At 67.3% G+C, this 8,093-nt stretch carries 9 protein-coding genes; 6 read left to right on the top strand and 3 right to left on the bottom strand.

Going from position 1 to position 8,093, the window contains the following annotated elements:
- Positions 1-671: hypothetical protein (locus CQ042_RS20050; protein WP_105672208.1), on the top strand; the 671-nt coding region annotated here is incomplete at its 5' end.
- Between the two features lie 40 nt (positions 672-711).
- Here CQ042_RS20050 and CQ042_RS20055 read toward each other — a convergent pair.
- Positions 712-1,443 carry a hypothetical protein gene (locus tag CQ042_RS20055; protein WP_105672202.1) on the bottom strand — a complete coding sequence of 244 codons (732 nt, stop codon included), beginning with the start codon at positions 1,441-1,443 and terminating at the stop codon, positions 712-714.
- Between the two features lie 125 nt (positions 1,444-1,568).
- Here CQ042_RS20055 and CQ042_RS20060 point away from each other — a divergent pair, with 125 nt between their 5' ends.
- A complete protein-coding gene (locus tag CQ042_RS20060) occupies positions 1,569-2,513 on the top strand; it encodes a 5'-3' exonuclease (protein WP_105672203.1) in 945 nt (314 codons plus the stop codon).
- Positions 2,514-2,534: 21 nt separating this feature from the next.
- Here CQ042_RS20060 and CQ042_RS20065 read toward each other — a convergent pair whose 3' ends face one another.
- Together CQ042_RS20065 and trpD are read right to left on the bottom strand one after the other, a co-directional pair.
- Positions 2,535-3,521, bottom strand: a complete 987-nt coding sequence (locus tag CQ042_RS20065; RefSeq protein ID WP_181157654.1) for a PHP domain-containing protein — start codon at positions 3,519-3,521, stop codon at positions 2,535-2,537.
- A 2-nt stretch (positions 3,522-3,523) separates the two neighbouring features.
- Positions 3,524-4,594 (bottom strand): anthranilate phosphoribosyltransferase, encoded by a 1,071-nt coding sequence (trpD, locus tag CQ042_RS20070; RefSeq protein ID WP_105672205.1) that lies wholly within the window; start codon positions 4,592-4,594, stop codon positions 3,524-3,526.
- Between the two features lie 288 nt (positions 4,595-4,882).
- Here trpD and CQ042_RS20075 point away from each other — a divergent pair, with 288 nt between their 5' ends.
- From CQ042_RS20075 to CQ042_RS20090, 4 genes are all read left to right on the top strand, one after another.
- A complete protein-coding gene (locus tag CQ042_RS20075) occupies positions 4,883-5,440 on the top strand; it encodes a heme-copper oxidase subunit III (RefSeq protein ID WP_205828862.1) in 558 nt (185 codons plus the stop codon).
- A 20-nt stretch (positions 5,441-5,460) separates the two neighbouring features.
- Positions 5,461-6,264 (top strand): c-type cytochrome, encoded by an 804-nt coding sequence (locus tag CQ042_RS20080; RefSeq protein ID WP_105672206.1) that lies wholly within the window; start codon positions 5,461-5,463, stop codon positions 6,262-6,264.
- Between the two features lie 36 nt (positions 6,265-6,300).
- The gene (locus tag CQ042_RS20085) at positions 6,301-7,377 is read left to right on the top strand and encodes a ubiquinol-cytochrome c reductase iron-sulfur subunit (RefSeq protein ID WP_105672207.1); all 1,077 of its coding nucleotides are present in this window, start codon (positions 6,301-6,303) and stop codon (positions 7,375-7,377) included.
- Positions 7,374-8,093: cytochrome b (locus CQ042_RS20090; protein WP_146115446.1), on the top strand; the 720-nt coding region annotated here is incomplete at its 3' end. The genes CQ042_RS20085 and CQ042_RS20090, both read left to right, overlap by 4 nt.

Consider the following 8,093-nt stretch of genomic DNA (forward strand, 5'->3'; position numbering starts at 1 on the left):
CGCCCTCCCGCCCTTCCTCCCCGGGTTTGCCGGACTCCCCCGACGCTCCCTGGTTCCCTCCGGCGGAATTCGACTTCGGTGGCTGTCTCGAGAACCGCGACAGCGGCATCGCCTGCTTCCGCGCGAGCGAGGACGAGGAGGAGGTCGAGACGGAGACGGAGACGGAGACGGAGGCAGGGGCCGCGCTCCCGTCCGTGACGATCACGGACCTTGCGCAGTTCGCCCCCGCGGGGGTCTCCGCGACGGCCGAGCCGGACAACGTCGGTGTCGCCGGCATGCCGACCAACTTCGTCGCCCCGGCATCCGCACAGACCCGATCGGGAACTCTCTTCGGCGCGGCGATCTCCGTGCGCTTCACTCCGGTCGGCTACGACTTCGTCCACGGCGACGGCACGACCGCGACGACCAGCACGGCGGGTCAGACCTGGACCGCGCTCGGCCAAGCCCCGTTCACCCCGACCGCGACGAGCCACACGTATCGAGAACGCGGCACCTACCCGGCCCACGTCGTGGTGCGCTACACGGCCGAGGTCGACCTCGGCGGCGGATGGTTCCCCGTCGCGGGACGACTCTCCATCCCCGGCGCCGTGCAGGAGATCCGCATCTTCGAGGCGCACACCGCGCTCGTCGCGTTCACATGCGACCAGAGACCGGCTGCGCCCGGCTGCTGATCCCGTGCCGTCACTCGTCAGCGCACGAAGACGTCGCTCGTCATCGCACGAAGGTCAGGACGATCGGCGCACCATCGGCATCGACATGACCTTCGAGGGTCAGGACCGCGTCTGCAGCGATGTCCCGCGCCGCGACGAACGTGATCTGCGGAACCAGATCCCTGGTGCAGATGGTGTCGGTGTGGGAATGCAGTCGCACGCTTCCCTCCGTCTCGCTGAGGGCCGTCAGGGTGCCCGACCCCGGCGGGCACGTGGAGGAGCCCGAGGTGAGCACAGCGATCTCGTGGTCGTCGATCCGTGCCACAGCGGGAGTCTGCTCCGCCATCCGGTCCGCCGGGATGACCTCGCCGTCCGCGAGACCCGGGAGCGTGAGCTCCGTCTTCTCCCTTCCCGCCTCGGTCACGGTGAGCTCCACCTGGCGCGACGAATCGAACGCCGCCGGAAGGGCTACGTACGTCCCCTGAGGCGTGCGCACCGTCGCGCACATCTCGTCATCCCCTTCGACGAGCACGATCTCCAACGACTGCTCTCCCGCGATGAAGTCGCCGATGTGGGGCGCACACGCATCTCCCTCCGTCTTGAGCACGAACGCCGTCGCATCGAGCCACGCGGCCTGGGGTGCACCGGAGGACCCGTCGGAGGCGATGGGCTCGTCGGTGGATTCCGGCGCCGAAGAGCTCTCCGCCGGCATCGCGCATCCGGTCAGCGCGGTACTGAGCAGCACTCCGCCGAGAGCGAGAACGGACAACGCGCGAAGAAGAGGACTCGTCATACCCACGAGTGTCGAAGACGACCGCTCCGTCTCAGGGTCCTCTCCTGCCGTGCTCCACGCATACCGCGGCGACCGAGCGACATCTGCGTGCTGCCCCCCGACGGTCGGCGCTCTACGCTGAGTCCATGACCCGCGCCGATCGCCTCATGCTGCTCGATACCGCCAGCCTCTACTTCCGTGCCTTCTACGGGGTCCCCGACAAGGTGACGGCACCGGACGGCTCGCCCATCAACGCCGCCCGCGGCCTGCTCGACATCATCGCGAAGCTCGTCACGCTGTACGAGCCGACGCACGTGATCGCCTGCTGGGACGATGACTGGCGTCCGCAGTGGCGCGTCGATCTCATTCCGAGCTACAAGACGCACCGCGTCGTGGAGGTCGTCGTCAGCGGTCCCGACGTCGAGGAGATCCCCGACCCGCTCGAGGCGCAGATCCCCCTCATCCGCGAGACTCTCGCCGCGATCGGAATCCCGATCATCGGGGTCGCCGAGCACGAGGCGGATGACGTCATCGGCACCCTCGCGACAACGGCGACGATGCCCGTCGACATCGTCACCGGCGACCGCGATCTGTTCCAGCTCGTCGACGACGCCCGTGATGTGCGGGTCATCTACACCGCACGCGGCATGAGCAATCTCGAGATCGTGACCGACGCGACGGTGGTCGCGAAGTACGGGGTCCTCCCCTCGCAGTACGCCGATTTCGCGACCATGCGAGGCGACGCCTCCGACGGCCTCCCCGGCGTCGCGGGCGTCGGCGAGAAGACGGCGGCCACGCTGCTGCAGACCCACGTCGATCTCGACGGGATCCGCGCCGCGGCGGAAGCAGGAGAAGGCATGAGCGCAGGGGTGCGCGCGAAGATCCTCGCGGCGTCCGCCTATCTGGACGTGGCTCCGACAGTGGTCGCCGTGGCGACGGCTCTGCCGATCAGTGCTCCTGACATCCCGTTGCGCGTGCTCGATCCCGCCGAGGTGGACGCGGCATCGACCCTCGCGGAAAAGTGGAATCTCGGGGGCTCGATGACCCGCGCGGTCGCCGCCGTGTCGAAGGCAGCCCTTCCGTCCGAGTGATCGTCGGCGGACCGCAGCGGCTCACTCCGCCCAGGCGAGCAACCGTGAAAGACCCCAGGTCGTCACGATCCTCGATGCGGGGATCCCCGCGCGCTCTGCGCGTTCCGCACCGTGATCGAGCAGCGACAGCTGACCGGGTGCGTGTGCATCCGAGTCGATGGAGAACAGACATCCGGCCTCGAACGCGATCGCGATCAGCTCGTCCGGCGGGTCCTGGCGCTCCGGACGCGAGTTGATCTCGACGGCCACGCCGTTCTCCGCACAGGCCGCGAAGACGGCTGCCGCATCGAACGCCGACGGCGGGCGCGTCCCGCGATCGCCCTGCACGAGTCGGCCGGTGCAGTGTCCGAGGACGTTCACCCTCGGATGCGAGACCGCGGCGATCATCCGCGCCGTCATCGGACGCGCATCCATGCGCAGTTTGGAATGCACCGATGCCACGACGATGTCGAGTTCGCCGAGCAGCGAATCCTCCTGATCGAGAGCTCCGTCTTCGAGGATGTCGACCTCGATCCCGGCGAGCATGGTGAAGCCGTCACCGGATTCGGCGCGCACCAGTGGCATCTGCTCCCGGAGTCTCTCGGCGGAGAGCCCCCGTGCCACTCGCAGCCGCGGCGAATGATCGGTGATCGCCTGATACTCGTGGCCCTGCGCCCTCGCAGCAGCAGCCATCACCGAGATCGGGGTGGTGCCGTCCGACCAGTCGGTGTGGGCGTGCAGGTCTCCACGGAGCTTGGCCCGCAATGCAGACATCCGTTCCGGCTCGACATCGCCGCGCAGCTCCACGAGGTACTCCGGGATCTTCCCGGCTTGCGCCTGACGGATCACGGCGAACGTGGATTCACCGATGCCCTTGGCCGCACGCAGTCGGGTGGGATCGTCCCTGACGTCCTCCGGAAGGTCCTGCAGGGTCGCGGCCGCCTGGCGGAAGGCCTTCGCCCGATACCGCGACGCGCGCTCTCGCTCCAACAAGGAGGCGATCTCGAGCAGCGCGTCGACGGGATCCACGGTCACCCCTGCGCGGTCGCCAGCTCGCGACTCACGGCGATCCACTGATCGAGCTTCGCCAGCGCACGGCCGTCGTCCACGGCGGCAGACGCCTTGTCGTATCCTTCGCGCAGACGCTCCAGGATCGGACGCTGAACCTGGGTCGCGTCCTGCGAGAGCTCGAACGCGACGATGCCCGCGGCCGCATTGAGCAGGACGATGTCCCGCACGGCACCCGTGTCGCCTGCGAGCGTGCGCCGGAGCACTTCGGCGTTGTGCCGCGGCGAGCCGCCGATGAGGTCGGCGAGGTCCGCGATGGGGATGTCGAGGTCACGAGGATCGAGGTCGTGCTCGTGGATGTCTCCGCGCGTGACCTCCCAGATACGACTGTGTCCTGTCGTCGTGAGCTCGTCGAGTCCGTCATCTCCCCGGAAGACGAGTGCTGTCGCACCGCGGGTCCGGAACACGCCCGTGATCAGCGGGACGCGCTCGATCTGGGCGACACCCACCGCATTCGCCTCGGCGCGAGCCGGGTTGCACAGCGGGCCGAGCATGTTGAACACGGTCGGGACGCCGAGCTCCGCGCGAACGGATCCTGCGTGCTTGAACCCGGGATGGAAGGCGCCGGCCCATGCGAAGGTGATGCCGGTGCGGTCGAGGATCGATGCGACGTCGGCGGGGTCGAGCGACAGTTCGAGGCCGAGAGCGCCGAGGACGTCGGAGGAGCCGGACGCCGAGCTCGCCGCACGGTTCCCGTGCTTCACGACGGGGACCCCGGTCGCGCCGATGATGATCGCCGCGGTCGTGGACACGTTCACCGTGCCGACGCGGTCGCCCCCCGTTCCGACGATGTCGAGGACGTCGGGCGAGACCGGCAGCGGAACCGCCGCCTCCAGGATCGCGTCGCGGAAGCCGACGATCTCGTCGATCGTCTCTCCCTTCGCCCGAAGCGCGACCAGGAAGCCCGCGAGCTGCGCCTCTGTGACGCTCCCCTGCATGATCTGACGCATCGCCCACGTGGACTCCCAGACGCTCAGATCGCGACGCTCCAGCAGAGAGGTGAGCACGTCGGACCAGGTCAGGGAATCAGCCATGTGTGCGATCCTATCGGCGCGGAGAAAACATGCAGATGCTTCCGAACGCACGTGCACTTCGCGCCCACCCCTTGTTTCCCGCGGATTCACCGGGTATTCGCAGTGTTTTCTTAGGGTCTCCTAAGTCGCCGACCGGCAATTCGAGGGCCGTCGGTGCAAGAATCACGCCCGCGGATCGGCCATAATGGAGGGGTGACGACCTCAGCGACGTATGCCCCGGCGGCGAGAACGATTAAGCGGCCCAACCCGGTAGCTGTCGGCACCATTGTGTGGCTCGGCAGTGAGGTGATGTTCTTCGCGGGACTCTTCGCGATCTACTTCACCCTCCGCAGCACCTCCCCGGAGCTGTGGGCAGACCGGACCGAGCTGCTGAACGTTCCGTTCGCCGCAGTGAACACTGCGATCCTGGTCCTGTCCTCCTTCACGTGCCAGATGGGCGTGTTCGCGGCAGAAGACCTGCAGCCCTACAAGATCGGCAAGGGGCAGAAGAACGGCGCCGGCCGCCGTCGCCTCTTCGGCTGGGGAATGGTCGAGTGGTTCTTCCTCACCTTCGCCCTCGGCGCGATCTTCGTCTCCGGCCAGGTCTGGGAATACGCGCAGCTGGTCGCCGAAGGCATGCCGATCAACGCCGACTCGTACGCCTCCGCCTTCTACCTGACGACCGGCTTCCACGCCCTGCACGTCACCGGTGGCCTGGTCGCGTTCCTCCTCGTCATCGGCCGCGCGTACGCCGTCAAGAACTTCCGGCACAAAGAGGCGACCTCCTCGATCGTGGTGTCCTACTACTGGCACTTCGTCGACGTCGTCTGGATCGTGCTGTTCCTCGTTATCTACTTCCTGAAATAAGAGCGGAGCTGATCCCCGAGATGGCACGAGAGAAGAAGCGCCGTTCCAGCGGTCGTCGCAGCCCTTTGGCGGCGGCCGCGCTCATCGGCGCAGGCCTCATGATCACCGGCGCCGTGTACGCCGGCGCGACTGCTGCATTCGCTGCATCCGACACGCAGTCCGCAGCGACCTCGCAGCTGACGGTCGAGGACGGCGAGAAGCTGTTCACGGCCAACTGCGCCACCTGCCACGGCCTCGACCTGCAGGGAACCGCCAACGGCCCCAGCCTCTACGGCGTGGGCGAGCTGGCCACCGAGTTCCAGCTGTCGACCGGTCGCATGCCCCTGCAGATGCAGGGACCGCAGGCACCGCAGAAGGCACCCCAGTTCACCGAAGACCAGATCCTCGCGATCTCGTCCTTCGTGCAGTCCGAGGCCCCCGGCCCCACCTTCCCGTCTGACCACATCCTCGACGGCAAGGGCGATGTCGCGAACGGCGCCGAGCTCTTCCGCGTCAACTGCGCGATGTGCCACAACGTGGCCGCCGCCGGTGGAGCACTCACCGAGGGCAAGTACGCACCGGGACTCGGAGAGACCAGCGCGCTGCACATGTACGCGGCCATGGTCACCGGCCCGCAGAACATGCCGGTGTTCGGCGACATGAACCTGTCCGACGAGGACAAGCGCGACGTCATCTCGGCGCTGCTCTTCCAGCAGCAGTCCGTGCAGGTCGGCGGATTCTCGCTCGGTTCGCTCGGTCCGGTCTCCGAGGGCCTGTTCGTCTGGATCTTCGGAATCGGCGCGCTCGTCGCCGTCACCGTGTGGATCACGGCGAAGTCCAACTGACGCTTATTCATCGAAGAGGAACGTACGAGGAGCACCATGGCACACGACGACGACTCGCAGGCTCTTGACAGGGCCTACCAGCCCTCTCCGGGGCTGGGTGTCGCAGTCAGCGATCCCGTGCAGAACCCCGGGCTTCCGCCGCACCGCGAGCGGATGACCGACAAGGACCCGCGCGCTGAGAAGGCCGCTGTCCGCACTGTCTACACGCTGTTCTACCTCTCGCTCGCCGGCAGCATCTGGGCGGTCGCCGCCTACATGCTGTTCCCGATCGAGAGCGGCGCGCTCATCGACATCCGGCAGAACAACCTCTTCATCGGACTCGGCATCGCCCTCGCGCTGCTGGCCCTCGGTATCGGTGCGATCCACTGGTCCAAGGCGCTGATGTCCGACAAGGAGTTCATCGAGCACCGCCACCCCACCCGTGGCAAGGACGCGACCCGCGAAGCAGCGATCCAGGCCTTCGCAGACGCGAACGAGGAGTCCGGCTTCGGGCGCCGCTCGATGATCCGCAACTCGCTGTTCGCCGCCATCGTCGCCTCGATCATCCCCGGCGTCGCGCTGTTCCGTGGCCTGGCTCCCCACTCGACCCCGGAGGACCCCACCGCGGGCGACCCGGTCGTGCTGCTCAAGCACACGATGTGGGAAGAGGGCGCCCGCCTGGTCCGCGACCCCGACGGCACCCCGATCCGCGCTGCGGACGTGACCCTCGGCTCGGCGTTCCACGTGATCCCCGAGGAACTCGCCACGCTCAGCCACCACGACGGCTACCTCGAGGAGAAGGCCAAGGCCATCGTCCTGATGATGCGCCTGCGCCCCGAGCAGCTGATCGAGGCCGAGGACCGCAAGGACTGGTCCTACGACGGCATCGTCGCGTACTCCAAGGTCTGCACGCACGTCGGCTGCCCCGTGGCCCTGTACGAGCAGCAGACCCACCACCTGCTGTGCCCGTGCCACCAGTCGCAGTTCGACGTCACGGACCATGCCAAGGTCATCTTCGGCCCCGCGGCACGTCCGCTGCCGCAGCTGCCCATCACCGTCGATGACGAGGGCTACCTGATCGCACGCAGCGACTTCACGGAACCCGTCGGCCCGAGCTTCTGGGAGCGCCATTGAGCACCGCAACGCTGTCCAAAGAGGACAAGGACACCAAGGCGCCCCTCGGCGGTCGCTTCGTCGGTGCCGCGTCGAACTACATCGATGAGCGCACCAGCCTCTCCGGCTTCGTCAAGGAGCTCGGACGCAAGATCTTCCCCGACCACTGGTCCTTCATGCTCGGCGAGATCGCTCTGTGGAGCTTCGTCGTGGTGTTCCTCTCCGGAACCTTCCTGACGTTCTTCTTCCAGGCCTCGATGGTCGAGACCCACTACACGGGTGCGTATGCCCCGATGCGCGGCATCGAGATGTCCGCCGCACTCGAATCGTCTCTGCACATCTCGTTCGACCTGCGCGGTGGCCTCCTGGTCCGCCAGATCCACCACTGGGCGGCACTCGTGTTCATCGCGGGTATCGGCGTGCACATGCTCCGGGTGTTCTTCACCGGCGCATTCCGCAAGCCGCGCGAGCTGAACTGGGTGATCGGCTTCATCCTGTTCATCCTCGCGATGGCTGAGGGCTTCACCGGCTACTCGCTCCCCGACGACCTGCTCTCGGGCAACGGTCTCCGCATCATCGACGGCATGATCAAGGGGCTCCCCCTGATCGGCACGTGGACCTCGTTCCTCCTCTTCGGCGGCGAGTTCCCCGGCACCGACATCGTCGGACGCCTGTACACGCTGCACATCCTGCTGCTGCCGATGCTCGTCATCGCGCTCATCGTGGTGCACCTGATG

It is taken from the genome of Microbacterium sp. MYb62 (assembly GCF_002979475.1).
GTDB lineage: Bacteria > Actinomycetota > Actinomycetes > Actinomycetales > Microbacteriaceae > Microbacterium.

Excerpts from the sequence above, each read along its gene's own strand:
- CQ042_RS20055 (WP_105672202.1), bottom strand. The coding sequence starts at position 1,443 with ATGACGAGTCCTCTTCTTCGCGCGTTGTCCGTTCTCGCTCTCGGCGGA.
- CQ042_RS20060 (WP_105672203.1), top strand. The coding sequence starts at position 1,569 with ATGACCCGCGCCGATCGCCTCATGCTGCTCGATACCGCCAGCCTCTAC.
- trpD (WP_105672205.1), bottom strand. The coding sequence starts at position 4,594 with ATGGCTGATTCCCTGACCTGGTCCGACGTGCTCACCTCTCTGCTGGAG.
- CQ042_RS20075 (WP_205828862.1), top strand. The coding sequence starts at position 4,883 with ATGTTCTTCGCGGGACTCTTCGCGATCTACTTCACCCTCCGCAGCACC.
- CQ042_RS20080 (WP_105672206.1), top strand. The coding sequence starts at position 5,461 with ATGGCACGAGAGAAGAAGCGCCGTTCCAGCGGTCGTCGCAGCCCTTTG.
- CQ042_RS20085 (WP_105672207.1), top strand. The coding sequence starts at position 6,301 with ATGGCACACGACGACGACTCGCAGGCTCTTGACAGGGCCTACCAGCCC.